Origin of the sequence: Bacillus sp. TSO22 (genome assembly GCF_020223595.1) — a bacterium.
GTDB lineage: Bacteria > Bacillota > Bacilli > Bacillales > Bacillaceae > Bacillus > Bacillus inaquosorum.
The window spans coordinates 390,115-415,813 of the sequence record NZ_JAHAWO010000001.1 but is presented as its reverse complement, the minus strand read 5'-3'; the positions used below and the strand labels follow the sequence as shown (position 1 = coordinate 415,813).

The 25,699-nt window shown below is 41.7% G+C and carries 24 protein-coding genes; 8 read left to right on the top strand and 16 right to left on the bottom strand.

The features are described from left to right. Window positions 1–131 precede the first annotated feature (131 nt). Window positions 132–1,181, top strand: a complete 1,050-nt coding sequence (locus KHQ79_RS02145) for an NAD(P)-dependent alcohol dehydrogenase (protein WP_225514125.1) — start codon at window positions 132–134, stop codon at window positions 1,179–1,181. Between the two features lie 150 nt (window positions 1,182–1,331). Then, a complete protein-coding gene (gene yraA / locus KHQ79_RS02140) occupies window positions 1,332–1,841 on the top strand; it encodes a cysteine protease YraA (protein ID WP_003237304.1) in 510 nt (169 codons plus the stop codon). Window positions 1,842–1,940: 99 nt separating this feature from the next. Here yraA and KHQ79_RS02135 read toward each other — a convergent pair whose 3' ends face one another. The 8 genes from KHQ79_RS02135 to KHQ79_RS02100 all read right to left on the bottom strand — a co-directional run bounded on the left by KHQ79_RS02135 (window position 1,941) and on the right by KHQ79_RS02100 (window position 10,756). Beyond that, window positions 1,941–3,974, bottom strand: coding sequence for a glycoside hydrolase family 32 protein (locus tag KHQ79_RS02135; RefSeq protein WP_225514124.1), 2,034 nt, complete (start codon window positions 3,972–3,974; stop codon window positions 1,941–1,943). After that, window positions 3,907–4,050, bottom strand: a complete 144-nt coding sequence (locus KHQ79_RS02130) for a hypothetical protein (protein WP_119914074.1) — start codon at window positions 4,048–4,050, stop codon at window positions 3,907–3,909. Before KHQ79_RS02130 ends, KHQ79_RS02135 begins: the two co-directional genes overlap by 68 nt. A gap of 84 nt (window positions 4,051–4,134) precedes the next feature. Further along, window positions 4,135–4,962, bottom strand: a complete 828-nt coding sequence (gene levG / locus KHQ79_RS02125; RefSeq protein ID WP_003237310.1) for a PTS fructose transporter subunit IID — start codon at window positions 4,960–4,962, stop codon at window positions 4,135–4,137. Between the two features lie 21 nt (window positions 4,963–4,983). Next, window positions 4,984–5,793 carry a PTS fructose transporter subunit IIC gene (levF, locus tag KHQ79_RS02120; RefSeq protein WP_003237312.1) on the bottom strand — a complete coding sequence of 270 codons (810 nt, stop codon included), beginning with the start codon at window positions 5,791–5,793 and terminating at the stop codon, window positions 4,984–4,986. A gap of 16 nt (window positions 5,794–5,809) precedes the next feature. Next, the gene (gene levE / locus KHQ79_RS02115; protein WP_003237315.1) at window positions 5,810–6,298 is read right to left on the bottom strand and encodes a PTS fructose transporter subunit IIB; all 489 of its coding nucleotides are present in this window, start codon (window positions 6,296–6,298) and stop codon (window positions 5,810–5,812) included. Continuing rightward, complete coding sequence (gene levD / locus KHQ79_RS02110; protein ID WP_225514123.1) at window positions 6,298–6,738, bottom strand: PTS fructose transporter subunit IIA; 441 nt, start codon at window positions 6,736–6,738, stop codon at window positions 6,298–6,300. Before levD ends, levE begins: the two co-directional genes overlap by 1 nt. Before the next feature lie 190 nt (window positions 6,739–6,928). Then, entirely contained in the window at window positions 6,929–9,736 is a 2,808-nt protein-coding gene (gene levR / locus KHQ79_RS02105; protein WP_225514122.1) for a transcriptional regulator LevR, read from the bottom strand. Between the two features lie 393 nt (window positions 9,737–10,129). Next, on the bottom strand, window positions 10,130–10,756 hold the full coding sequence (locus KHQ79_RS02100) for a hypothetical protein (protein WP_060399117.1): 627 nt from the start codon (window positions 10,754–10,756) through the stop codon (window positions 10,130–10,132). A 372-nt stretch (window positions 10,757–11,128) separates the two neighbouring features. Between KHQ79_RS02100 and KHQ79_RS02095 the strand changes: the two genes are divergently transcribed. Next, window positions 11,129–12,517: an amino acid permease gene (locus tag KHQ79_RS02095; RefSeq protein WP_003237325.1), complete on the top strand. Its 1,389-nt coding sequence runs from the start codon at window positions 11,129–11,131 to the stop codon at window positions 12,515–12,517. 92 nt (window positions 12,518–12,609) lie between these two features. Here the strand turns inward: KHQ79_RS02095 and KHQ79_RS02090 are convergent, their stop codons facing one another. Beyond that, window positions 12,610–13,242, bottom strand: coding sequence for a LysE family transporter (locus KHQ79_RS02090; protein WP_225514121.1), 633 nt, complete (start codon window positions 13,240–13,242; stop codon window positions 12,610–12,612). 152 nt (window positions 13,243–13,394) lie between these two features. On the opposite strand from KHQ79_RS02090, the gene KHQ79_RS02085 reads away from it, so the two are divergent. The 5 genes from KHQ79_RS02085 (at window position 13,395) to KHQ79_RS02065 (ending at window position 18,222) form a co-directional block, all read left to right on the top strand. Continuing rightward, window positions 13,395–14,222: a TrmB family transcriptional regulator gene (locus KHQ79_RS02085; protein WP_003237329.1), complete on the top strand. Its 828-nt coding sequence runs from the start codon at window positions 13,395–13,397 to the stop codon at window positions 14,220–14,222. A gap of 203 nt (window positions 14,223–14,425) precedes the next feature. Further along, a complete protein-coding gene (sigV, locus tag KHQ79_RS02080) occupies window positions 14,426–14,926 on the top strand; it encodes an RNA polymerase sigma factor SigV (protein ID WP_003237331.1) in 501 nt (166 codons plus the stop codon). Further along, window positions 14,926–15,783 (top strand): anti-sigma-V factor RsiV, encoded by an 858-nt coding sequence (gene rsiV / locus KHQ79_RS02075; protein WP_225514120.1) that lies wholly within the window; start codon window positions 14,926–14,928, stop codon window positions 15,781–15,783. The genes sigV and rsiV overlap by 1 nt, the downstream gene beginning before the upstream one ends. Window positions 15,784–15,893: 110 nt before the next feature. After that, window positions 15,894–17,810 carry an acyltransferase family protein gene (locus KHQ79_RS02070; protein WP_003237335.1) on the top strand — a complete coding sequence of 639 codons (1,917 nt, stop codon included), beginning with the start codon at window positions 15,894–15,896 and terminating at the stop codon, window positions 17,808–17,810. A 124-nt stretch (window positions 17,811–17,934) separates the two neighbouring features. After that, complete coding sequence (locus KHQ79_RS02065; RefSeq protein WP_225514119.1) at window positions 17,935–18,222, top strand: YrhK family protein; 288 nt, start codon at window positions 17,935–17,937, stop codon at window positions 18,220–18,222. Between the two features lie 280 nt (window positions 18,223–18,502). Here KHQ79_RS02065 and cypB read toward each other — a convergent pair whose 3' ends face one another. The 7 genes from cypB to KHQ79_RS02030 all read right to left on the bottom strand — a co-directional run bounded on the left by cypB (window position 18,503) and on the right by KHQ79_RS02030 (window position 25,516). Beyond that, window positions 18,503–21,664 carry a bifunctional cytochrome P450/NADPH--P450 reductase CypB gene (cypB, locus tag KHQ79_RS02060; protein ID WP_225514118.1) on the bottom strand — a complete coding sequence of 1,054 codons (3,162 nt, stop codon included), beginning with the start codon at window positions 21,662–21,664 and terminating at the stop codon, window positions 18,503–18,505. Between the two features lie 15 nt (window positions 21,665–21,679). Next, on the bottom strand, window positions 21,680–22,270 hold the full coding sequence (gene fatR / locus KHQ79_RS02055) for a transcriptional regulator FatR (protein WP_225514260.1): 591 nt from the start codon (window positions 22,268–22,270) through the stop codon (window positions 21,680–21,682). A gap of 223 nt (window positions 22,271–22,493) precedes the next feature. Then, the gene (locus KHQ79_RS02050; protein WP_225514117.1) at window positions 22,494–23,036 is read right to left on the bottom strand and encodes a class I SAM-dependent methyltransferase; all 543 of its coding nucleotides are present in this window, start codon (window positions 23,034–23,036) and stop codon (window positions 22,494–22,496) included. A gap of 190 nt (window positions 23,037–23,226) precedes the next feature. Further along, a complete protein-coding gene (locus tag KHQ79_RS02045; protein WP_133486717.1) occupies window positions 23,227–23,385 on the bottom strand; it encodes a hypothetical protein in 159 nt (52 codons plus the stop codon). Window positions 23,386–23,545: 160 nt separating this feature from the next. Further along, entirely contained in the window at window positions 23,546–23,695 is a 150-nt protein-coding gene (locus tag KHQ79_RS02040; RefSeq protein ID WP_003237348.1) for a YrzI family small protein, read from the bottom strand. Window positions 23,696–24,084: 389 nt separating this feature from the next. Next, window positions 24,085–24,885 carry a formate/nitrite transporter family protein gene (locus KHQ79_RS02035; RefSeq protein ID WP_003237350.1) on the bottom strand — a complete coding sequence of 267 codons (801 nt, stop codon included), beginning with the start codon at window positions 24,883–24,885 and terminating at the stop codon, window positions 24,085–24,087. Window positions 24,886–25,147: 262 nt separating this feature from the next. Further along, the gene (locus KHQ79_RS02030) at window positions 25,148–25,516 is read right to left on the bottom strand and encodes a Na-translocating system protein MpsC family protein (RefSeq protein WP_003237353.1); all 369 of its coding nucleotides are present in this window, start codon (window positions 25,514–25,516) and stop codon (window positions 25,148–25,150) included. Between the last annotated feature and the right edge of the window lie 183 nt (window positions 25,517–25,699).

Sequence of the window (25,699 nt, the reverse complement as noted above, 5' to 3'; positions counted from 1 at the left end):
AAGTTTTTTCAAAAAACCCCTTGCCTTAAAGCGGACTTTAAGGTTTATCGTTATGTTGAAGACACCATAAAACATAAATAAGTGCATGTTTTTTATTTACACCACTTATGATGAAGAAAGGATAGGTTCATATGTGTAATCAACATCAAACCCGTGTATTACGCGTATCACATGCAAAAGCTAAATTTGAACAAACAACGATTGAGCGAAGAGAATTACGGCCGCATGACGTCTTAATCGATATTCAATTTAGCGGTATTTGCCATTCCGACATCCATAGTGCATTTGATGAATGGGGCGGTGGCATCTTCCCAATGGTGCCCGGACATGAAATTGCCGGGGTTGTCGCAGCTGTTGGGACAGAAGTGACGAAGTTTGCTGTCGGGGACCGCGTCGGTGTCGGCTGTTTTGTTGACTCCTGCGGAGAATGCGAATACTGTCTCAGCGGTGAGGAACAGTTCTGCACAAAGGGTGTTGTTCAAACTTACAACTCACTAGACTACGATGGAAATCCGACGTATGGCGGGTACAGCCAAAAAATCGTTGTCACTGACAGATTTGTTGTTAGAATTCCAGACAGTTTGGAAATGGATGTTGCCAGTCCGCTATTGTGTGCAGGCATCACAACTTATTCCCCGCTGAAACACTGGAATGTTGGGCCTGGTAAAAAGGTTGCCATCGTAGGCGTGGGCGGTCTTGGACATTTGGCAATTCAATTTGCACATGCAATGGGTGCAGAGGTAACCGTCCTGAGCCGTTCCATGAATAAGAAAGAGGAAGCTCTGGAACTTGGGGCAGATCATTACTTTGCAACAAGTGACCCAGCTACATTCACTGCATTAGCCGGGCGGTTTGACGTAATCTTAAATACAGTATCCGCGAATCTTGATGTAGATGCCTATTTATCAATGCTTCGTATAGACGGAACACTTGTAAATGTCGGTGCACCTGCCGAGCAGGACACATACAGTGTGTTTTCCTTAATCATGGGCCGCCGCAGCCTAGCAGGTTCTCTTGTCGGCGGAATTTCAGAAACTCAAGAGATGCTGGATTTCGCCGCTGAGCATGGCATCGCACCTAAAATCGAAGTGATCCGCGCTGACCAAGTGGACGAAGCATACGAACGTATCCTCCGAAGCGATGTCAGATATCGATTTGTGATTGATATTTCCACATTATAAGTCTAAAAAATGGGTTAGTCCTTCCATGGGCTGACCCGTTTTTATTTAATGGACCTCACGGAAAAACGATCTCCTTAAGCAAATGTTTTGAAGGCCGGTCAATCTACCTGTTATCCTATAGGCATAGAGAGGTTATAGGAGGGTTTTTATATGAGCAAAAAAATTGCAGTTCTCGTTACAGACCAATTCGAAGATATCGAATATACAAGTCCGGTAAAAGCATACGAGGAAGCTGGCTACAGTGTCGTAGCTATCGATTTAGAAGCAGAAAAAGAAGTTACCGGGAAGCATGGCGAGAAAGTAAAGATCGACAAAGCAATCTCTGATGTGGATGCTAGTGAATTTGATGCACTTTTAATTCCTGGGGGATTCTCTCCGGATTTGCTTCGTGCAGATGACCGTCCGGGTGAATTTGCTAAAGCCTTTGTCGAAAATGAAAAACCTGTTTTCGCTATTTGCCACGGCCCGCAAGTATTGATTGATACGGATCTTCTGAAAGGCAAAGATATCACAGGCTACCGCAGCATCCGCAAAGATTTAATCAATGCCGGCGCAAACTACAAAGATGCAGAAGTAGTCGTCAGCCACAACATTGTCACAAGCAGAACACCTGATGATTTGGAAGCATTTAACCGCGAATCATTGAATTTGTTGAAATAACGAGAAGGCACAGACCGTTTGGGTCTGTGCCTTTTTGCAAGAGAAAATGTTGCAGGTCAGGGAATTGAACTTGATATGTCACATGAAAATCCCGCTATTTTAGGACCCCTTGTTTACATTCTGAAAGACAGCAGTCGCATCCCACACATTCAAGCCAAATTGACCTTCTGAGAATGCGGAATCATTCTCATCAATCACAAGACGATCATCTAAATAGATTTTAAAGTGATCGCCCTTGGCCTCAGTTTTCAGATGATACTTTTTATTTACGTCTATCGGCGTTTTGTATTCGGCAATGACAGAAGCAACACCGTTCTCAAATTTAAAGAATTTCACTAGGTCATGCTTCGCATCCACGTTGGCAAGATAACCGTTTTTGGCATCTTTGTCAGAGCGAAACATAAGCGCGCCTGCCCCTCTTCCGTTTCCATCCTTAATGGTGATATCAGTTTCATAGGTAAAGTCTGATCCGGATGCTGAAGACAAGATAAAGGAATCGCCGTCCGACCTCCCTTGTTTCCCCTCAATTGTGTCGGCCCACGTGCCATTTACAGTCGTCCAGCCAGTCAAATTAGAGATAAAAGGCGACGTTCCCCACACCTTTTTTAAAGGATATATCGTTAAAGATTTTAGCTTTACACCTCCATTTACAGCATATAATTCAAGACCTTTGCTTGATCTATCCGGGAGAATGATATCGGTTATGACCTGCTGTCCGTCATTCCCGAATACCTCAACTGAAGAGCGGTCGACAAAAATGCGCATCTTTATGTTTCCATTTACCGGCTTGAGCGGAGCTGTTTGTATCCCAGTGTTAAATGTTGGATTAAAGGTGACGTTTCCCGATTCGCTCCGGTCAACGAACAGTTTGGTATTCTTTCGGTCATAGCCGACTTTCGTGAATTGATTTTCGCCTGTTCGAACCTTAAAACCAAATTCAGGAGCTGAACCTGGAGATACTTGAAATTCTGCATGTAATTCATACGCATCTCCAGACAGGTCTGCTAACACATTTTGGCTTGCGGGCGATATGGTCTGATTCTTCCACTTCTTAGAGGTCCCGCGAATGGTTTGCAGCTCTTTTACTGGTGTTTGGACGACCCTAACTCCCTCAGTAAGCGTTTTCAATTTTAACTCTCTTGGAATGGACGCTGCACTTCTCCATGGGGATGTAGGAACATCATTCGCATATTGCCAATTGCTCATCCAGCCTAACCAAAGCCGCCGGCCGTCTGAGGACGGAATATCGGACCAGGATACAGCCGCATAAAAGTCTTTGCCGTAATCTGTCCAGAGAACTTTGTCTGACGGATTTTCGTTTTTAAAATGTGTTCCATCAAAGTCCCCTACGAAATACTGCATGCCTGATCCTCCCGAGACCGCTCCGTTTCCTACACTGACCTGCATCACCCATTTTTTTTGATTCGGGTTTCCGTCTACCGGAAGCTCAAACAAATCTGGGCATTCCCATACTCCCCCATGGCTTCCTTGCCCCTGGCCAAACTCACTTGCATAAGTCCACTGCTTCAGATTTTTGGATGTATAAATAAGGATTCGGTCACCGGCCGCAAGCAGCATCACCCACTTTTTTTCTTTTTCATACCAAAAGACTTTTGGATCGCGAAAATCTTTTTTTCCCGGGTTCGGAATGACAGGGTTGCCTGCGTATTTCGTCCATGTTCTTCCTTTGTCATTGCTATAAGCAATGCTTTGCACTTGATGGCCTTCCCGATCCTGTGTATAAATGGCCACAAGCGGCTTCTCTTCGCCTGTCTGAAAACCGCTTGTATTATTCCTATCTACAACTGCGCTTCCGGAAAAGATCGTGCCTTTTTCATCCGGATACAGCGCAACAGGAAGATGCTTCCACGTAACCAAATCTTTGCTCACGGCATGCCCCCAATGCATGGGGCCCCACTGCATACCGTATGGATGGTATTGGTAGAACAAATGATATTCTCCAGCATAATAGACCATTCCGTTTGGATCATTCATCCAGTTTGCCTCCGGCGTGAAATGATATTGAGGACGATAATCCTCATCATAGTAGCTTGAATCGGCTGCCTCAACTGGAAATGCCAAAGTGAACAGCAGGGTGAACATGATGACGACTTGAATAAGTCTTTTTTTCATTTGTTTCTTCGCTCCTCTCTTCATGTTTGAACAATTTCAAGAGAGACTGCTGCGCAAGTTGATCCGTTTCTGGCACTCTTTCTCTGTTTCGCTGCTATCTGAATGATTCATATATGAAAAGACGGCTGCAGTTTCCCTCTTCTTTCTTACGTCACACAGCTTATGCTAAGAATCCAGCCCAATACCCAAGAATCCCGATGATAAAGATGCCGCATATAATGAGAAGAGGATTCACCCCTTTGCGCAGCATCCACGCCACCAATAACGTTAAACCTAGAGGCAGCGCACCCGGCATGATGCTGTCTAATATATTTTGTACGGTTTGAACATCCACTTTTCCGCTTTCATCCTTAATCCTGGACACAACGATTGGAATGTTGATGGTGGTCCATTTGGAAACGAGAGCTCCCATTACAAATAATCCGAGAATCGAAGCGCCTTCTGTAAGCTTTTGAATGCGATTCCCCGCTAAATCCTGAAGAATCTCCATTCCCTTTACATAGCCATACTTTAATCCATAATATTTTGTGCTTAATCTAATGGCGTTCAGCAAGAAAAAGAACAGCAAAGGGCCGGCAATGTTTCCTCCTAAAGCAAGCGATGCCCCTAACGCAGCTAAGACTGGGCGAATCGTTCCCCAGAAAATCGGGTCGCCTACACCCGCTATCGGGCCCATCAAACCGATTTTCATTCCGCTTATTGCTTTTCCATCAATTCCTTTATTGTTCGCCATTTCTTCTTCCATGGCTGCCGTCACGCCAAATATAGGCGCTGTCAGCCACGGATGTGTATTAAACCATTCCAAATGCCGCTGCAATGCTTCATTTCTTTTCGCTCCGGGACCGTACAATTTTTTGATCGCAGGTATCATGACATAGCAATATCCCATGGCCTGCACACGTTCGAAGTTAAAGGAGCCGAGCAAAAAATTTGAACGAATAAACATGCTGAAAATTTCTTTTTTCGTTAATCGTTTTTCTTTCTCCATCTTTTCATCACCCCTCATTGTTTAGGCATCAAGATCGTCATCATCGTCATCATAAACAGCAACATTCCCACTGTCTGAAGCGGCGGCCACCGCTCCGTGCGCGTTATGTCTTTGCATCACCTGCTGGTATAAAAGCGCCAGACAGAGACCAAGTGCTCCAAATCCTACTAAGTTGAAATCAGTAAACGCCGCTAATAAAAATCCAATATAGAAAAATGGCTTTAAGTAAGGAATATTCATCATATTGATCACCATGGCATATCCGACAACAACGATAATGCCTCCGCCTATTTGCAGCCCTTTTGTAATGACATCTGGAATATTTCCCAGGAACGCCTGAACAGCGCTGACACTAATCAAAGCTACAATCAATGTAGGAATCATGACGCGCAGCGCTTGAAACACCATCGCGGTAATATGCATAATTTCAATTCCTTTTATATTCCCTTCTTTTGCATATCGATCAGCGCGGTGAATGAAAAAGACAGTGATCGTCCGCACAAAAATAGTCAGCGCCTGACCCGCAGCTGCCAAAGCAACAGCGACGGCAATGCCTTCGCCAATTCCCTGATCAGCGGTAATGACTAAAATGGTAGAGATGACAGAGGCGATCGCTGTATCAGGCGCCATGGCAAGGCCGACGTTCATCCAGCCCAGCGCCATCAGCTCTAGTGTGCCTCCAAGAATAATTCCTGTTTTTAAATCCCCAAGCACCAAGCCGACTAGCGTGCAGGCCACAAGCGGCCGGTGTGTCTGCCCTTCATCCAATACACTTGCGATGCCGGTGATTGCTGCAATGATTAACAACAAAATAATTTGTAATGAAGACATATTCTCATCCCCTTGATTATTTTGTTACGTTCCGTAAAATCTGTACAAAGTCCTCGCTGGCATCTGAAGGCAGCTGCCTCAATTCCAGTTTCACACCCAGGTCACTTAATGTTTCAAACGCCTTTATGTCTTGTTCTGTGACACTGACTGATTTTGTGATTTGCCTGCGATGATTTTCAAAACGCATTCCCCCGACGTTTACGGTTTTGATCGGCACGCCTGCTTCTATAAGAGATACAATATCGGACGGATTTTCAAATAAGAGCATTGCCGTTACCCCTTCATATCGCGGACTATGAAACGCTTTTGCCATTTTTGAAACCGAAACGGCACTCGCCTTTACATTTGAAGGCGCAACAGAAAGGATCAGCGTTTTTCTCATTTCGTCCTGTGCAACATCATCGGAGACAACGATGATTCGGTCTGCCGCATGGACTTTAATCCACCTTGTCAGGATTTGGCCGTGAATAAAGCGGTCATCAATTCTTGCTAACACAATGTTCATCACAATTCATCCTCTCTTGTTTCTTGATTGGCTGTTTTCACTTTTTCTAAATGTTCACTGCACACTTGAAAGCTTTGCTGGCTCATTGTTTTTAAGTTGTTCAGCAAATCTTTGAGAGTCACACGTTCTCTCAGGCTTAATACCTCCAGCAGAATCGGCAGGTTTACGCCGGCTGCCATATCCATTCTTTGATCCTCAGCAATGAAGGAAGCTGCCGCGTTATATGGGGTCCCTCCAAAAATATCAACTAAAAATAGCACTTCATTTTCTTCCGGAATGTCCTTGAGCGCCTGATGATATTTTTCTTGCAGCGTTTGAATGCCTTCTCCTTTAAAAAACGGCACTGCGATTAGATTATTTTCTTCACCGAATATCATCCCTGATGATTCTTTTAATGCTATGGGAAAATCTCCATGGCCACTGATAATAACTGAAATCATATCCATTGCTCCTTTCTTTGTTTTGTACATCCATTTATAATGCAAGGATCGTGCCAACAAAGTTGTGTTAAGCGTTTTCATTTAAATTTCAGCCAATGACAGTCTGCTGTTGAAACACTTGAGATCAAAAAAATAAACCTGTATTAAAATGGCGTTCCATTTAATACAGGTTCACTTGAAAAAACCGCTTTTAAAACAGCTGGCCATGCACTTCTTCAGCGAATATGGCGGCAATAAATAATTTTTCATCATCACTTATGCGAAGTCCAAGCTTTTGTTCATATGGGGCTAATGTCCGCTCTGTCACGTTAAACATTTCTTTCAGCTGATCATTTATTTCTTCTTCCTCTGAGAAAGCAATCGGATTCTGCTTAATTACCCTTTCAAAGGCGAAAGCCGTATGCATGATGACTTTGATCAAAACTGCATTATTGAAAATGACTCCCAGCTCATCCTGAACGGTTTGCAGCCACTCTAATAACATTTCAATAATATGGTGAGGGTTCAAGAAGACAAGATACTTTTTCAAGCTATCCTCGCAAAGCTCCCTGACAATGATATTTGCTCTGTTTAATCCGCGGCTTAACGGAATGCTGCCTTTTGTAATCGCCTGTTGAATCAGCTTCTCTCCCTCCCCTTCAATTAACACTTCTAAAGATACATGCGGAGCATTGATTTTAGGGTCTTTTGTTCCGACTGTCGCAAGGATCTCATACTCTTTTTCAATTTCTTTAATGCTGTTTGCCAATTTAATGGATGAAACGGTCAGTATGTGAATCGGGGTATCGGAGGCCTTGTTGACGATCGTTGTCAGGATGTCTTCCAGCTTTTTGGCCGTTCCGCTGCCTGTCGTGCAGATGGAGACCAATGCCTTCTGTTTGCCGGATGCCGCTGGCTGCCGCTCCCATAACTCGATAAAATCTTTCGTGACCGATTGATATATTGCATGCAAATTTAAATTCAAATAGTTCACCTTTCTGACGGCATCCAGCACCATTGAGGTTGTAACATTGCTGATTGTTTTGACGGCAATGCCTGTCTTTTCCTCCAGCTTGCTTTCCAGCATTGCAAGTGACCCCATGTCTACCAGCATTAAAACACCTTCGCCTTCATCAACGTGTTTCATTTTTTCCGCCAAGCATTCGATAATTTCCGAAGGTGAAACAGTAAGCGGCATATCAACTGCTGCGATTGGAGTGCTGCCTAACAGTTCTGTTGCGACTTCAACCATTGAACTCGCCGTGCTGTTTCCATGAGCAGCCACGATAATCCCTACTCTTTTGTTCTCTTTTAACGATTTGATGGAATGAATCAGCATCGTTAAGTAGATGACTTCTATTTCCGGAATGGCGACTTTAAAATATTCCTGAATTTTATCTTTAAAAATCATCGCCACCCGATATTCTTTCACATGAGTCTCACGGATTTCATCAGTCTCCTGTGTATTTAAAACATCAATTTGCTTTCCGCGCTTTAAAAACGCGTCAATATGCATACTCAAGAAATAAATAAATTTACGGTCAAATGAGCAATCAAGCTCATGTTCAGCTATTTCTTTTAATTGTTTTGTCATTTGAATCACGTCGTCTTCAACGAATGTCAGCAGGCTGTCCTTTTGAAACGCCCGGTGTTGAAAAAAACTTCTGACATGCAAATGGACATCAGTCAAGATGTATTGGTTAATATCCTTTTTGGATAATCCTTCTTTCATGAGGGTTTTCACTTTTTCCTCGATCAAATGATACAAGTTAAATGAGAGGTCTTCGTCAATTTTTGTTGTTTCATCTTCTACAATCGGAGATATGATCGTTGTAATATTGACATATTCAGAAATGGCTTTGCTTCTTTGCATGTTTTTGCTGCTGGACATCCATTCTTGCTTGATTTCATCTGGCAGATCCCGGACAGTCAGTTCAATAACCTCATCTCGGTCAAGGTTGTGCAAAAATCCGTGTGCGCAAACTAACTGGACATTTGATTTCAGCTGCCCCACATTCCCAAATTTTGCAGAATGAATAAGCGCATTATAGACATCTATGTGCACACTCAGATTTTTCTTAATTCGCTCTGCTTCTTTCCCTAATAAAAACGTCGTCAGATCCACTCTTTCTTTAAGCGATCGTTCTTCAAGCGAAGGAATATGAATGGTCATTGGGATTCTTCGCAAAAATGTTTTCAATAGTGCAGAACTCGGATTTTCTGTAGTAGCGCAAATAAACAATACGTTCGATGTTCGTTTATGTTCAGATTCTCCAAGCCGGTTATAAGAACCGCTGTCAATAAAATAAAACAGCATTTCTTGTCCCTCAGGAGGAAGACGGTGGATTTCATCCATAAAAAGAATGCCCCCATTAGCCTGTTCGACTAAACCAGCCTTATCCTCCCCTGCGCCTGTAAATGAACCTTTTTTGTGCCCGAATAATTGAGAAAGTAATAATTGAGGATTGTTGTAGTAATCTGCACAGTTAAATGTAATAAACGGTGCGCCCGCCTTCAAAATGTCAGAGTAAATGGCAAACTGGTAAATCCGGTTCGCAAAAAGGGATTTACCGGAACCTGTAGGCCCTAAGAGGAGCATATGCAGACCGTTTGGCGGATAAAAGACAGCTGCTTTTGCCTGGGAAATTGCTTTCTTCAAACTGCCTTTTGCCCCAATCATAAGTTCTAGAGGATTCGTGGAAATATGTTGATGATTCTGTTTTGGATTCCCGGAAAACGGCTCAAGGTCTTTCACTTCCATCATCTCTGTATCCCATTTCTTGTTACATAACCTTTCCGCTATTTCGACTGGGATGTATCGTACAGGAAACGTTTTAATTTTTATGACCTTTTTGGACCGAACGAGATTGTTCAATTCAAAACTGACATTAGACCGCTCCATTTTCAGCTGCTCAGCAATTTCCTTTGCTGAATTCCCCTGTACTTTTAAAAGATGATCTAAGCTGGAGTCATGAAAATTATGCATGAGCTGAAGGTATATTTTCTCTATTCTTTTCACGTCTATCATCCTTTGTCCTTATTAGATAAAGCCTTAACAAGAATATTCCGATTTTTTACGGCAAGCAGCCTTGAAATTATCTATTGATATACTTCCAGAAAGGTCTTTATAGCAGATTGACATACTGACCTTTTATGCCTATGTGTTTATCACTTCGAATCATTTATATTTCATATTAGTATTTTAGATTCGCAGTTCTTCAAGCCTGCGCCCCTTCCAAAGTAATAATCAGTAAACAGTTTATCATTCTTCAGGAACGTAATGATGGCAAAATCATGAATGACAAAAAACAAAACTTATGAACCAGGACAAACTTCCCAAAATACATTCCCATCCATGACATCAATTGAATAACAAAAAAAGGCAGACACTTTATGTGTCCGCCACAGTGATTCACAATAAAAAATCAGGATTCAGCAGCTGCTCGATCTTTCTCTTTTCATTGTGCAAAACTTCTCCATCCTTACAATACATCTGGAAGGTCAATGAATCTGTAAACATAAAAACTTTATCTCCATCAGCAAAGAATAAATAATGATAATTCCTTGCAGCCATCTTGCCCAGGATTGAAAAATCACCGATATGATCGATTTGATATCCCCTGCAGTTTTCAATCAAAGTGGGCGTAAGACCATATAATCCGTTACCTATTAAAAAAGCCTTGTACGCTTTATAAGCATCAGCAAACTCATCATCCATTATATCGTCCAGATGACATTCTCCCTCCCAGTCATTACTTAGAAATGGCGTAACAATCGTTAGTCTGAAAGTTGATAGATAAGGAGATATCCATTGAAAAAATAGATCCTCCATATGGACCCACTGTTTTTTTGAGATTTTTATGTTTGAATACGGATTCTCGACTGAGTCAAAACCGAATGATTGATAAAAATCTTTTATGATAAGCATATTCTCCGGGAAACCAATCATGATGCGATGTTTATTATTCTCATGATGCTCCCAATCAAAAAACTGGTATTCAGATAAGATAGTCAATAGCTGTGCTGTTTGTAATTTCATTCTACGCCCTGCCTCGTGTCATACATTTCGCCTGTATCCTTATAAATGAGCTGGCCCTCATAAGCATACTGTCATCATATATCCTAGCAAAACAAAAAAGACACCATCAAAACGATGTCTTTTTGATTGGTTTCCTCCTTTTCTGGCTAAGAATATTTTACATTTTTTTCATATGCACAACACTGATGATTTTCATGTTTTTCTACTATTCAATATAACTGGCAAGTAATAATAGAAAGTAAAAGGCATTTAACAGCTTTACGAACAAGGGAAATTTATTTTTAAAATTAAAAAATTAAACATTATATTCTCTTAAATGGTATAATATCCGATAAAACTTTATTCATCTTTTATTATTGGAGGAAAATAAAATTGACAGGCAATTCTAACAAAGACAATTTGGGACAACAGCAAAAATTGTCTAGAGGCCTTAAAAACAGGCATATACAATTAATGGCGATTGGGGGTGCAATCGGAACAGGCTTATTCTTAGGTTCAGGGAAATCCATCCACTTTGCGGGACCATCCATTTTATTTGCTTATTTGATCACGGGAGTCTTTTGCTTTTTCATTATGCGTTCGCTCGGAGAACTGCTCTTATCAAATGCGGGGTATCACTCTTTCGTTGATTTTGTAAGGGACTATTTAGGCGACATGGCAGCGTTTATCACTGGCTGGACCTACTGGTTCTGCTGGATTTCTCTCGCGATGGCTGATTTAACGGCGGTCGGTATTTATATGCAATATTGGCTTCCCGATGTGCCTCAATGGCTGCCGGGTCTTCTTGCGCTGATCATCCTGCTGATCATGAACCTTGCCACCGTTAAACTTTTCGGGGAATTAGAATTCTGGTTTGCATTAATCAAAGTCATTGCCATACTGGCTCTTATCGTAACTGGTATTTTCTTGATTGCGAAAGGTTTTTCTGCAGCTTCCAGCTCAGCCAGCCTCACGAATCTTTGGAGCCATGGCGGCATGTTTCCAAATGGATGGCATGGATTTATTCTTTCATTCCAAATGGTTGTCTTCGCTTTTGTGGGAATTGAACTTGTCGGACTGACAGCAGGTGAAACTGAAAATCCCCAAAAAGTGATCCCTAAAGCCATCAATCAAATCCCTGCCCGGATTTTACTTTTTTATGTCGGCGCACTTTTTGTGATTATGTGTATCTATCCTTGGAATGTTTTGAATCCAAATGAAAGCCCGTTTGTTCAAGTGTTCTCTGCTGTAGGCATTGTTGCCGCTGCCAGTATGATCAATTTTGTTGTATTAACATCAGCTGCATCAGCGGCCAATAGCGCTTTATTCAGCACAAGCCGCATGGTCTATTCTCTTGCCAAGGATCATCACGCACCTGGCTTGCTAAAGAAACTGACTTCATCTAAAGTTCCAAGCAATGCGCTGTTCTTCTCAACCATCGCCATTCTGATTGGCGTTAGCCTGAATTATATAATGCCGGAGCAAGTCTTTACACTGATTACTAGTGTTTCTACAATATGCTTCATTTTCATTTGGGGCATTACGGTGATTTGCCATTTGAAATATCGAAAAACAAGGCCGCATGAAGCGAAAGCAAGCAAATTTAAAATGCCTTTTTACCCATTATCCAACTACTTAACACTTGCATTTCTCGCGTTCATTCTTGTCGTATTGGCACTGGCGAATGATACACGTGTTGCTTTGTTTGTCACTCCGGTCTGGTTTGTTTTATTGATTATTTTGTATAAGGTGCAAACCATCAGGGGACATAAGATAAAATAACAAAAAAGACAAGGGATACTCACTCCCTTGTCTTTTTTGTATGCGCCAAACACTAAATTCATTTTGGTCTCCAACACCAACGGAACCGAAAATTAATTCAAACCAGTTTTGATGCCGAAACCAACTAATATAATGCCAGTTACTTTTTGAAAAGCTTTCTGAAACTTCGAGTTTTTCATCCATTTTTTTGCGTAATCAATAATATAAACGAGAAAGAGGAACCACAACACCGCTATTAAGGTTAAGATTGAAGCTAAAATAATGAGTTGCTGGTTTATATTTCCCTTCAGATTGATAAATTGGGGCATGATTGTAACATAAACCAAAACAGTTTTAGGATTGAGAATGTTACTAAGTGATCCCTGCATAAAGGAAGTTTTATAATAACGTTTCGGAGAATTTGCCGTGGTGTTTACTTGGGATTGCATGTCATCTATAGAAAACATACTTTTGGCAAAAAAACTTTTTACACCTAAATAAATTAGGTATGCTGCTCCCAAATATTTAATCGTTGTGAAAAGAATCACTGACTTTGCAATCACCACTGATAATCCTAAAATGGCAATAACCGTCCAAAAGGAAAGTCCTGTTGCCAATCCGAGAATGTTATAACGCCCAGCCTTTGCGCCATATCTAAGGGTATTCTTCATAACAAGCATCGTATCTGCTCCCGGTATGATAACCATCATGGCAGCGATCGGAATGTATGCGAGTAAGCTATGCATTTCTTCTCCCCCTTTAAAAATCTCTCCGACATATAGTGACTACGAAAGTAACTACTTAAAAAAATTGTATCAATACGTTTGGAATAAATCAATATGGTTTGTTAAAATAGCGATTACAAAGGCAGGCGACTGCTCTTTATATTGGAGGATATATGAAGGAAAATATGTTAGACATTTTAAAAAACCTCAATTTTACCGAATATGAATCGAAAGCATATCTTGCTTTATTGCAAGAATCGCCTTTAACAGGCTATGCCGTCGCCAAAAATTCCGGAGTGCCCCGCTCAAAAATTTATGAAGTTTTGGAAAGCCTTGTCTTAAGGGGAGATGTTTTTGTAAGTCACGGAAATACGCCTCAGTATGTGCCTGTCCCCGCTAAAGAACTGATTAAAAACCGCCGGCTCAAAGCGGAAGAGCATTTTGACCAGGCTGAGAAATACTTTGAAAACTTCGAGCAGACCGCAAATGACCGGGAAAATATCTGGAATATCACCGGACGCAGTGAAATTCTTGAAAAGGTGAAGGCTTGTATTTTATCCGCAAAAAAAAGAATTCTTTTAGAAATCTGGAAAGAGGATTATGAAGAAATAGAAACAGAGCTGAGACAGGCGGCAACTAAAGGTGTAAATGTCACCATCATTGCGTACGGAGATATCGCATCTGATTTTGCTACTGTGTACCTTCATGATATGAGCAGTGAAATTACAGAAGAGTATGACGGGCGGTGGCTTGTATATAGCGGAGATGATTCAGAAGTTGTAGCGGGCATCGTCTCTCTTGGTAACGACAGCCGTGCTGCATGGACGATGCATGTAGGTTTAGTCATGCCTATTACTGAAGTGATCATTCATGATCTGTACCTCATGGAAATTTTGAAAAAGCATAGAGGGCTTTTAGAAGAAAGCTTTGGAAAAAATCTCATCCAGCTGCGCCGCAAATTTTCTATCCACTCAGATTTCAAAAAACATTATCTGGAATAGAGCAATAGTATAAAAACATGGCTTGTATCAACAAGCCATGTTTTTATATGCATTCCTTTCTGCAAAGTTTTTGCGATCTTCCCCCGTTCTGATCACTTCTTTAAAAAAATGTGATTCTGCGCAAACTATTTTTCAGCCTGCCGCGTCTATCCTAGGTAACAGCCTATGATATACGTATATTCAAAAAGGAGCCCTTTATTGCAATGAAGAAAAAACAAACAACAAAAGCGTTGCTTGTCACATGCATAACTGATCATAAGCAAGATTTCTACAGGTTGGCTTTCAGTTATGTAAAAAATCAAGATGACGCATTAGATATTGTTCAGGAATCTATAAAAAAAGCACTGAGCTCAGTTGAAACGGTCAGAAACCCTGAGACGATAAAAAGCTGGTTTTATAAAATTTTAGTACGGACAGCTATTGATTTTTTGCGCAAACAAAAAAAGGTAAAAGTGATGGATGACGAAACGTTAGAGTTTTTAAGCAACGGAAAGGAAGACCATTACAAGGACACTGATCTTCATGAGGCGCTTGATGCATTGCCGTACCGTTATAAAACCATTATTATTTTGCGCTTTTTTGAAGACCTAAAGTTAGAAGAAATTGCGGAAATTACAGGGGAAAACATGAATACCGTCAAAACGCGCTTATACAGAGCATTGAAGCTGATGCGCATTCAGTTGACGAAGGAGGATCTTTCTTAATGGATAAGAGATTGCAGCAATTAAGAGAAGAATATAAAAGTGTTCAGATTCCTAAGGAACTTGATATCATTGTTGAAAAAGCCCTTCAACAAGAACCAAAAAAGAAAAGAATCGTCATGTGGCCGACATCAGCAGCTATCGCGGCGGCTATTTTATTCACTGCACTTGTCAATATCAACCCAGACGCAGCTCAAGCGATGTCAAGAATCCCTGTCATCGGCAAGATTGTCAAGGCCATCACTTTTATTGAGATCAAAGAGGAGAAAGATCAATCGAGCATCGATGTCAAAACACCTGCTCTGTCCGGACTCTCTAATAAAGAGCTTGAAAACAGCATTAACCAGAAATACTTGAAAGAAAGCAAGCAGCTGTACAAAGAATTTATACAGTCTACATCCAAAAACAAAAAAGGACATCTCAGTATCTACAGTGATTACGAGACAGTAACAGACACGCCAGATTTACTCTCTATTCGGCGTGATATTGAAAAAACACAAGCATCATCTTACACACAAAGCCGCTATATCACGATTGACAAAAAGAATGATATTTTACTGACATTAAAAAGCTTGTTCAAAGATGAAAGCTATATTAAAGTCATCAGCCAAAACATCAAAGAACAAATGAAACAGCAAATGAAGGAAGATCCAAATAAAATATATTGGCTCACTGACGAAGATGCAGAACCGTTCAAAACGATTCTGCCTGATCAAACGTTTTATATTACTGAAGACCATAAACTTGTGATCTCATTTGATGAATATGAAGTTGCCCCCGGCTATATGGGCGTTACCGAGTTTAAAATTCCAACCAGCGTCATTTCAAGCTTGCTCGTGGGAGAACGTTATGTTCGATAATATAAAAAACATCCATCTCATATCATGGATGTTTTCTCTCTTCTCTATTTGAGGTCGTAACCTCGCTGCCAAAACAACGAGAATCTCTGCACACTATTGGAGGAATACCCATGTATCACAAGACAAAGCATCATCGATATATCCCTGGACTCGATGGCCTTCGGGCTTTTGCCGTCCTGTCAGTTATCGCTTATCACCTAAACTTCAGCTGGGCTAACGGAGGCTTCATTGGAGTTGATATCTTTTTTGTTTTATCCGGCTATTTAATTACATCCATTCTATTGCCGGCACATGGAAATGATATCAGCCTTGATTTTCGGGACTTTTGGGTGCGCCGAATTCGGCGGCTTCTGCCAGCGGCTTACCTCATGATCTTTTTTACTGTTATTTGGGTTGTATTGTTTGACAGGGAACTATTGCACACTATACGCGGAGATGCCATTTCCTCTCTTTTTTATATGAGTAATTGGTGGTTTATTTTTCACAAACTATCATATTTTGATAGTTTCGGTTCCCCATCACCTCTGAAAAACCTTTGGTCGCTGGCGATTGAAGAACAATTTTATATGATATGGCCGATGTTCTTGGTTGTTGGAATGTACATATTTAAAAACCGCGCCAGATTGGCGGCGGCGGTGTCATTGCTAGCGCTTTGTTCAGCCGTGATGATGAGCATATTGTATGAACCCGGCGGAGATCCGAGCCGCGTGTACTACGGCACAGATACTCGTTCGTTTGCGCTTCTCATCGGGTGTGCCCTGGCTCTTGTATGGCCGATGAAAAGACTGTCTTCCAACAGGCTGTCAAACAAACTGAAGCACACTTTGCACGCTACTGAACTTTCGGCGTTTTGTATTTTAGTGTTGTGTGTCTATTTCACAGATGAATATGAGCCTTTTCTTTACAGAGGCGGAATGCTTTTGATTAGCATGATTGCCGCAATCCTTATTGCATGTGTATGCCATCCGAGCAGCTTTTTAGGCAATCTGCTTTCATGGAGGCCGCTCCGTTGGCTTGGAACGAGGTCTTACGGTATTTATCTTTGGCACTACCCTGTTATTGTGTTAAGCACGCCAGTTCAAGAAATCGGAAACCCTGTTTTTTGGCATATTGTGCTAAAGGTCATTGTTACATTTATACTCGCCGAGCTTTCCTATCATTTTATTGAGAAGCCGATACGGACACAGGGATTTAGATCATTTTTCCGCCGTATTTTTATACATAGAATCAGAGAATGGAAAACGACATCTGTCATCAGCAAAACGTCAATTGGTTTCGTCATTCTCGCTATACTAATTTTTGCGGGAGGGCTGTCTGGGCTAGCCGGAGAGCAAAAGCACCCCACCAAATGGACGTATAGCTCACAAAAAACAAACGCTGATACCAGCCAGGCTTCTGAGGATAGAAAGAAAGCTGAAGCTGATAAAGACAGGGAAAACAATCCTGAACAAAAGACAACAGACTCCAATCAAGATCAAAAGGAAAACAAAAATAATGATCAAGAGACTAGTAAAAATAAAGACAAGCAATCTCAGCAGGCGAAAGAACCAGCAGACTCTGATAAAGAAGTGTTAGCTATAGGAGATTCCGTCATGCTTGATATTGCCTCACACCTCCGCCAGTCACTTTCACATGTTACGATTGATGGAAAGGTGGGGAGACAAATGTCTCAAGCTCTGGAACTCGCAAATGAATACAAGTCTTTTAATCAGCCGAACAAGGCTGTCATCATTGAGCTGGGAACCAATGGCTACTTTACAAACAGCCAAATCGAACAATTGCTTCAATCTTTCTCAAAAGCTCATATCTATCTTGTCAATACACGAGTTCCCCGCCAATGGGAAAGCAAGGTAAATGAATCTTTGCAGCAACAGGCGCACGCACATCAAAATGTTACGTTAGTTGACTGGCACACAGAAGCTCTTCAGCACCCAGAATACTTTACACCTGATGGCGTACACTTGGTTCCTCAAGGGGCTAAAGCTTTGACTGGTCTTATTGTTCAGGCGATGAAATCGTTTTTGTAAGATAAGAGGTCCTATTTAAAAACATTGTTGATCTTTCTCTCATCATCTCCATTTTTTCAAAACAATTCTTATGTTTACATGTCGTTTACGTGAGGGTAAGCCAAAATAGAATGGAGGGATGATAGTGGCAGCTAATGAAGAACATGACATCAAAAAAGAACTCAATCGATACGAGCTTTTTTTCAAAAAACGATATAAGGTTCTTTATACAGTAAATGATTTTATCATTGGTGCTTTGTTTCTTGTCGGAAGCTTTTTCTTTTTTTATGACCAGTTGATGTCGGCAGGGATATGGCTGTTTGCTATTGGGAGCTTGCTGCTGTTAGTAAGGCCCACAATTCGGCTGATTCATGACTTTCATTACCGAAAACATGTGGAGCGCCAATTTAAACATCGACCTTCAGCCGATTAATCCTCATGCTTGTGGTCTTGAGGAATAGAAATATTTGCTTAACGAAAACAAACTGACAAGAAAATCTGAAGCACAATATATAAAAACAAGACTTTTTGACTATTTATTTTTAAAAATAAGGCAAAAAACCTAAACCTTTGTCCCTGTATGACGATATTAACAATAAGGCCGGCGCGATACTCCCTATAACATCCTTTTCAGTAGATTTCAATATCGTGCCGGCTTTTTCATATGCAAAATAACCCCGCCATTCTGATTGATGGCGGGGTTCGATTTTTTATTACATACCTGACCAAACGTCTTTGACATAGCGTTTTTGGTTTTGCAGCTTCATCAGCCATTCAGCTGATTCTTCCTGATTTGCTCCTTTTTCAGCTTCATACGCCAGTCGCAAAGTATTCTCTACATCAGGAGCCATTCGCGATCCATCACCGCATACGTAAATGTGAGCCCCTTTTTCAATGAGTGATATCAGCTTCTGTGCATCTAGTTTGAGCAAGTGCTGGACATATTCTTTTGATTCGTTTTCGACGCGTGAATAGCACCGGCGGACTGTAACCAAACCATCCTGTTCCGCCTGATCCAGCTCTTCTCTGTAAAGATCGTCATGATCGGGGCGCCGGCAGCCGAAATATAAAAGAGCTTCACCAAGCGTGTTTCCTTCCTTCTTCAAAACAGATCTTGCCTGAATAAAGCCCCTGAATGGCGCAATTCCTGTACCCGGCCCGACCATAATCATAGGCGTTTCAGGGTCATCTGGCATTTGGAATCCGGATTGCGGCGTTCGGATGAAGCAGGCTGCGGCATCACCTTTATTCAGCTCTGCTAAATAATTAGAGGCGACTCCCAGGTACTCTCCGCGCCCGCTCCAGGCTGAGCCTTTAACAACTCCTACTGTCATGCTCACGATATTGGCATGCACTTTCGGTGAGCTCGATATGGAATAATATCGCGGTTTTAGTGAAGGCAAAAGTTCTAAAAACCGCTCAAACGGCATTTCGCAGGCAGGGTAATCCTCTAAAAGATCAAGCATGGTGAGACGTTTTTCCAGTACCTGCTCTTTATAAATGCCATCTTCTGAAACGAGCTGTTCCAGCTCTTTTTTATGCGGCGGACAGACTGTATAAGAAGCCAGCTCCCGAAGCTGAAGCCTTGAAGCCGGTTCCTGCAGCTCCACATAGGACGACAATAAATCCGCCACTTTGATCGGCCGATCCATCGGAAGATGAGCCATATGAGGGCTTCCGCTCATTTTTATCACATGATTGGACTGCAAACCGAATCTGCTGAGAACCCGCTGAACAAGCTCCTGGCTGTTTTTCGGCAATATTCCGATATGATCGCCTTCTTTATATGTTTTGGCGTCAGGAACCTGCAATTCAATATGGCGGGTGGAACGCGGACTATCAGCTGTCTGGAGCTCCCGGTTCTCTAAGACAATCCCTTCAAACGCACCATATGCTTTGGCAAGCGGCGTTTCCGTCGCTTCACTGAGAAAAGTAATCGATAATGAAGGCCTGTCTTCTTTCTGAGATATTTCGCTTATATCAAATGCTTCCATCGTTTCCTTCCAGAAGCGGTTTTCCCAAGACTCGCGATGGCTTTCAAAATCATCGGCGGCATCACCTTCCCCAATCGGTGTTAAACGTGATGCCCCTTTCGCTTGCATCATGTCATCTATAAGGCGCGGAATCCGCTGATACGTGCTGGCCCAACTCCGGTTTCCGCAGCCGAATACCGCATAGGAGACCCCTTTCAATCGGCCTTCCTCAAGCTCTTCCAGCCATTCTACAAAGCCGGCAGCATTATCAGGCGGCGCCCCATTATAAGAAGCCGTAACGATGACGACAGCGCCTTGTTCAGGAAGCTTGCCAATATAATCATCAAGCGGAGCTGTTTCGGCTGTAAATCCCAGCTGGCGGCCGTAAGCAGCCAATTCTCCGGCTATTCCTTCCGCTGTCCCAAGGTTTGAACCGTAAAGAACGAGTAAAGGTGTGCCGTGTTGAGGTTTTGTTTCTTTTGGCTTCGTTTCTGTTTTGTTGTCAGCCTGTTCTCTTCTCTGTACATTGATTGCTGCTGTTTTCCGCGGTTTCACAGTAATTTTAAATTCATCCGGCTTGATCGTTAATGCCTCTTTGATTTTCAGTTCGTATCCAGTATGGTTCATCAAATCAAAATGCTTTAATACAAGACCCAGAACCATCGTCGCTTCTTGGAGAGCAAACTGCATGCCAATACAAGCGCGCTGCCCGTTTCCAAACGGCTTATAAGCATGGTGAGGAATACTCGAAGGGTCTTCAAACCGTTCCGGACGAAAATCTTCTGCATCTTCGCCCCAAGCATTTTGATCCCGGTGCAGCTTCGGAATCAAAACAGTGACAGGCTGACCTTTGCTGATCGGGTATTCCCCGCCTAGAACAGTATCCTCCTTCGCATAGAGAGAAAAGGCCGGAGCTGTTGGATACAGCCTGAGTGTTTCATTTAACACCATCCGAATGTATTTCAGCTGCTGGATTTGTTTATATTCCGGCGTGTCTGTTAACACGCGATCGGCTTCCTCTTGCGCTTTTTTCAGTTTTTCCGGATGTGTAAGCAGACAGTAAATCGCAAAGGAAAGCAAACCGCTTGTTGTTTCATGCCCTGCAATTAAAAATGTGATGATTTGGTATCGAATATTTTCATCATCCAGCGTTTCACCTGTTACAGGATCTTTTGCATAGAGCATGAGCGATAAAAGATCCTTAATGTTTTCATCCGGATTCTCTTTTCGCTCCGCTATCATTCTATCGACAAGGGAGTTCATGACTTCTATATCCTTTTGGAACTGCAGCTTCGTTTTCACCATCATCTTATCTTGCAGGCCCAATCTTTTCGATTGATTCATCGCCTCTTTTAAGGCACTGAGCATGCTGGTGATAAACGGATGCTGAGAATCACGGTAAAAGCTGTTGAAGCGATAGTTAAACCCGCATAATCCGATCGTATCAAGCGTCAGACGGGTCATGTCGTCCGCTACATCAATTTCTTCATTAGGATTAAGCCGGCTCCATTTTTGAATCAGCTGGGTTGCGATATCCAGCATCATAGAATGATAGCCTTTCATCGCTTTTTGACTGAAACTTGGCAGCAAAATGCGGTGGGCTTTTTGCCAGTTCGGTTCGTGGGTCCAGCTTGTAAATAAGCCGTCTCCGCCGAACTCGCGCACCTTTAGCAAGCCTTTGCCAAGGTTTTTGTCAAAACGGCTTTCATCACACACTTCAGCCACAAGATTGTGTCCGGATACAAAAACACTGGACACCCCTGGAAAATCGAAGCGGAAAATCGGTCCCAATTCATCAGCTAACCTCCATAAGGATTGAGAAAGCTGCTCTTTTTCCAGATGCGGAAGATTTTTTAAAGGTCCGTATGTTTTGGGCTGAGGTATGGCGCTTGCCTGTTTCATTAACATCTTCCTCTCTTATTTTTGTGAAGTAAATGAATGAAGCTTAATGGCGTCCCAGCAGCATTGTTCCAATTCAGTAATTAAATCAGTGTCCATCTCTATATCACCCGTTTGGACAAGCTGATATATCTTGAGAAACGCCCCTAACACAATTGCAATTAACACATTAGAGGGCAGGCCGCGTATCACGCCTTCTGATTTTCCCTTGTTAAAATAGTCATCAAGCATTTGAGTCAGATTTTCTATCATTTTTCTGCTTGTGTCGTTTAAGTAATGAGCGTCTTTTTTCGTTTCAAGAAAAAAAAGCGCATAGTCGCTCTCTTTCGTAAATTGAACGAGACAGCAAAATACGTGGCGAAAGCCTTCTCTGGCAGGCAATTCCGAAAAATCCTGCTTCAGCTTTTCCGTAAAGCGCTGGATGCTTTCTTGAAACAATACGTTGACGAGCGTTTCTTTGCTGTCAAAATAGCGGTAGATCGTTCCTGTCCCAACATGAGCTCGTTCAGCTATCATAGGGATAGTGGTAGCGTTAAATCCCCTTTCCGTAAATAGTGAGACCGACGCTTTCATAATCATGTCGTATTTACTGCTGGATGCGGATAACATGTAATGTTGCAACCTCCGATTCGTCGCGGAATGAACATTCATTCCTTTTGTTCATAATAAACATGTCCGATCTGTCTGATATCACCTCTTTACCCTTGCTTATGTTATCAGTTTATATGAAAAAAACTTTTTTTAATATAAAGTATATGCAAAAAATAAAAAATTAAGAAAATATACCCAAAACCAAAATGAGGGCCCTGGATATATTTCCCGAGAAATTTTTTTATTTAACAGCCACAATGCACAGACAGGAATCACGCCTGATGACGGAAAGATCCCTAAAATGCTGATCTTTCAGCAGCTGAATATACATTTTCTCTTTCTCACCGGTATTTGTATCAATACTGATGTAAAACCGGCCGTCAATTTGAAGCACCCGATAAATTTCTCTTAATGCAAGCCTCATATCAGTGCAGCTCTGAACCGTATGTAAGGAAAACACTTTATTAAAGGTACGGTCATCAAAGGGAATGTTCTCAGGATAGCCATGAAAAATCTCCCCTTTCCCCATATTCTTTCGATTCGCTCGTGATATCTGTCTTACCTTTCGCTTTGACGGGTCAATGCTTTTTAAGCTTCCCTTTTCCAGTTTCTCGGTTATGTTCTTAAAGACAGTGCCATTTCCAATTCCAATTTCTAAAATTCTGTCATTTTCCTGTATGTCTATAGAGTCAATCATCATATGCTCAATGGTTTTTGTTTGCTTATATTTCCGAGAAAATAATTTCAAAAGATTCGATCGTTTATAGAGTCTATTTTCTAGCATTTTAAACACCTGCTTTTGGTTTCCTATGCTTATTTATTATATTAAAAAAATAAACATCACCTTCATTTTAAAATGTGAATGAAGATATCAACTAGACGGCAATGTGTTTAATAATGTTTCAATAGAACTGAACTTTTTCATTTTTTTCCGCAAAAAAAAAGCAGAAAACAAAATGTTTTCTGCCCTCTTTCTAATGCCAATAATAAGGGAATACATACTGCCTATGCTGCTGCATGGCCATCAGCCTCTGCTGGCGAAATGGATTTCCATAACCATGTTTGAAGGAATGCGGCATGGACGCATAACCATGGCCAATCGACGGCAGCCTTTTTTGATAATCGTTCATCATGCCATCACCTGCCTTACCCGTAACGTTGATCTATCATATGCAGGCAGGCATTTTCTTGACAGCTGTTTTTGCTAAACTTGGTCCTTCTCCATCGTATAATGCATCAATAATTCCATTCTAAGCATATGCCATCTCCCCCTTCAGTATTTTTCATTGTTTTTTAGCGCCAGTTTGTCAAATAAAGATGCTTTAACTGAGACTCTTTCATTTCATCATAAATCTGCTCAATCTGCTGTTCTCGTTCGAATTCTTCCGGGCTTTTAAACCGTTTGTTAATCGTTAACGTTAAAAAGAATAGGTTAATCGTCATATCACTCACCCCCTTTCAAATTCCGCTTCAAGCGAAATAACCCGCGGCATCATTCCTTCTGCCGCGGGCAAATAAAAACCGCAGACAAAAGAAGACACCAATGCCTCTACTGCCTGCGGGGAGTTGCGTATGTCCGACTATTCCCAATTTAATGCGTGCGATAAGCATCGGTTAAGGAAGGACACGAACTCTTCCACAGGCTGAATGAACCATGAACTTTTACTTGTGTTTCACGTACAGGTTGACGTCGTTGTCTCATTGTCATTTTGTTCAGCCTCCTTTGCTTTTTTCTTACTTTGTAAGTATATCCACCAAATTCCATTTTGTAAACATCTTTTTCTAAAAATGGACGGAAATTATGCAAATCATCGAGTGGATTTGCCCTTTGTTCATGACACCTGTTTCATTTCTTTTCTGGAGCGTTCTTTCTTATGATATGCAATAAAATAAATGAGACCGACAAACACCGCTCCGCCGATGACATTGCCGATAAAAGCCGGAATGATGTTTCCGATAAACTGCCCCCACGTGAATGACCCTGCAAAAATGGCAGCGGGAATCACAAACATGTTGGCGACAACGTGCTGAAATCCGATTGCCACAAATGCCATAATCGGGAACCAGATGCCAAGAATTTTCCCTGCTCCGTCTTGAGCACCGAAAGAGAGCCAAACGGCAAGACATACAAGCCAGTTACAGCCGATGCCAGAAATAAGAACCTTGCCGAAGCTCATATCGAGCTTTCCCTGCGCCACGGCGATCGTTTTTTCTAAATAAGGGCCTGTTTCAGTCAATCCAACTAAATGCCCGAAAAAGTAAGCAACAAACAATGCGCCGATTAGGTTCATAATCGTGACGATTCCCCAGTTAACCGCCAATTCTTTAACAGATATTTTTCTTGAAAATAAAGCCATCGCAACGGACATCATATTTCCTGTGATCAGTTCAGCGCCAGCGAGAACCACAAGTATCAGACCGACAGGAAATACTGCAGCCCCGATCAAGCTGGACAGACTTCCCCATTCTTTCGGAAGGTCGCCGATTACCCTGATATCAAGCAAGTACCCGAGCGCGATAAATGCGCCGCCTAAAAACCCCAGCACAAGCAGAGACGGCAGCGGGAGCTTTACTTTGTTCATCCCTGCTTCAATTGCTGCATCCGCTATTTCATCCGGTTTCCGAAAAGCCATACTAAAACGCCTCCATTATTTCTTCTTTTCTTACAGTTATGGCAGAAAGGCAATAAAAAAGGCAGCACTCAAATAACCTGTGTCAACCAGGCGTTTGAATGCTGCCTAACTTGTATGCATACCCATACAACAATATCAAGCAGAATTAAGATATTGAAAGAGAATATATACAGTTCGTGCATACATTCCCATCGCTTTTTGCCTTCTATAACTGTAGCAACATCATATCAAATGTGACAAATTTGTGTCAATGACAAATATGCTAGCTTTGCAGGGCTTCTTTTTGATCATCTATTTTTTTGTCAAAGACAAACACAGATACAGCGATATTTTCCTCAATTTTAATATCAGAAAACAAATGGACAAGCTTAGCCCCCATCAGCTCCTCCATTCCTTCTGGCGTTTGTTTGGAATAAAGATCTTGAATCAGGCTTGTCCGGGCTGCATGTACCATTTCTCTTCCTTCAGGCGTGCGGGCGATAAACTGCTCGCTTGCACTCAGATTTCCGTATAATGTTGAGACTGCCATGTTTTCTACAAATACAGTATGAATCCGTTCAGGCCCTTTGCCGAACAATTCTTTGCGAAGTTTTCGAATAATATCATTGAACTCATGAATTTTTTTAGACATGCTGATTACCCCTTCCGATATTGCCTCATAAAGGCTTTTCCCGGTTCCCCTTAGGACATTTCACTTGGTTAAAATTTTCCTGCCATATTGTATTATAATAAATATCACTTTATAATAAAAGCAGTGTTGATGGATTTGTAATAGGATCTTGTTATGAGTCTATCGTTTTATAAAAATCAAGGA

Bases quoted from the DNA above. Each gene is read 5' to 3' on its own strand.
- KHQ79_RS02145 (WP_225514125.1), top strand. From the start codon at position 132: ATGTGTAATCAACATCAAACCCGTGTATTACGCGTATCACATGCAAAA.
- yraA (WP_003237304.1), top strand. From the start codon at position 1,332: ATGAGCAAAAAAATTGCAGTTCTCGTTACAGACCAATTCGAAGATATC.
- KHQ79_RS02135 (WP_225514124.1), bottom strand. From the start codon at position 3,974: ATGAAAAAAAGACTTATTCAAGTCGTCATCATGTTCACCCTGCTGTTC.
- levG (WP_003237310.1), bottom strand. From the start codon at position 4,962: ATGGAGAAAGAAAAACGATTAACGAAAAAAGAAATTTTCAGCATGTTT.
- levF (WP_003237312.1), bottom strand. From the start codon at position 5,793: ATGTCTTCATTACAAATTATTTTGTTGTTAATCATTGCAGCAATCACC.
- levE (WP_003237315.1), bottom strand. From the start codon at position 6,298: ATGAACATTGTGTTAGCAAGAATTGATGACCGCTTTATTCACGGCCAA.
- levD (WP_225514123.1), bottom strand. From the start codon at position 6,738: ATGATTTCAGTTATTATCAGTGGCCATGGAGATTTTCCCATAGCATTA.
- KHQ79_RS02100 (WP_060399117.1), bottom strand. From the start codon at position 10,756: ATGAAATTACAAACAGCACAGCTATTGACTATCTTATCTGAATACCAG.
- KHQ79_RS02090 (WP_225514121.1), bottom strand. From the start codon at position 13,242: ATGCATAGCTTACTCGCATACATTCCGATCGCTGCCATGATGGTTATC.
- KHQ79_RS02085 (WP_003237329.1), top strand. From the start codon at position 13,395: ATGAAGGAAAATATGTTAGACATTTTAAAAAACCTCAATTTTACCGAA.
- sigV (WP_003237331.1), top strand. From the start codon at position 14,426: ATGAAGAAAAAACAAACAACAAAAGCGTTGCTTGTCACATGCATAACT.
- rsiV (WP_225514120.1), top strand. From the start codon at position 14,926: ATGGATAAGAGATTGCAGCAATTAAGAGAAGAATATAAAAGTGTTCAG.
- KHQ79_RS02070 (WP_003237335.1), top strand. From the start codon at position 15,894: ATGTATCACAAGACAAAGCATCATCGATATATCCCTGGACTCGATGGC.
- cypB (WP_225514118.1), bottom strand. From the start codon at position 21,664: ATGAAACAGGCAAGCGCCATACCTCAGCCCAAAACATACGGACCTTTA.
- fatR (WP_225514260.1), bottom strand. From the start codon at position 22,270: ATGTTATCCGCATCCAGCAGTAAATACGACATGATTATGAAAGCGTCG.
- KHQ79_RS02050 (WP_225514117.1), bottom strand. From the start codon at position 23,036: ATGCTAGAAAATAGACTCTATAAACGATCGAATCTTTTGAAATTATTT.
- KHQ79_RS02045 (WP_133486717.1), bottom strand. From the start codon at position 23,385: ATGATGAACGATTATCAAAAAAGGCTGCCGTCGATTGGCCATGGTTAT.
- KHQ79_RS02040 (WP_003237348.1), bottom strand. From the start codon at position 23,695: ATGACGATTAACCTATTCTTTTTAACGTTAACGATTAACAAACGGTTT.
- KHQ79_RS02035 (WP_003237350.1), bottom strand. From the start codon at position 24,885: ATGGCTTTTCGGAAACCGGATGAAATAGCGGATGCAGCAATTGAAGCA.
- KHQ79_RS02030 (WP_003237353.1), bottom strand. From the start codon at position 25,516: ATGTCTAAAAAAATTCATGAGTTCAATGATATTATTCGAAAACTTCGC.